This is a genomic window from Flavobacterium geliluteum, from assembly GCF_017948595.1.
Taxonomy (GTDB): domain Bacteria; phylum Bacteroidota; class Bacteroidia; order Flavobacteriales; family Flavobacteriaceae; genus Flavobacterium; species Flavobacterium flavipigmentatum.
The window spans coordinates 1-255 of sequence record NZ_JAGFBV010000102.1; the positions used below are offsets into that span (position 1 = coordinate 1).

Annotated in this window: 1 pseudogene; it reads right to left on the bottom strand. The window is 34.9% G+C overall.

Annotated elements, in window-relative coordinates:
- Positions 1-211, bottom strand: a pseudogene (locus tag J3495_RS19110) (hypothetical protein); the annotation flags it as partial.
- Positions 212-255 lie beyond the last annotated feature (44 nt).

Genomic DNA, 255 nt, shown 5'->3' on the forward strand with positions numbered 1-255 from the left:
TGTTTGTTATTGCTGTAGCTGGTAAATTGTTTTCGCTCCATATTTCCGAAATAGATTTATTTTCTTTTCCTGCCGGTATTATCTCCTGGCCAATGGTTAAGCTATCAGTTATAGATAAACCATTTTGCAAAGCCATTGCAAATGCGTTTCCAATATCTCCCGTCTCTTGAATGACCAGATCACAAAAACTTTGTCCTTGTTTAGCTTTCATAATCAGCAACTATTTTAATATTATCGGTTCTGTAGAGGTTTAAT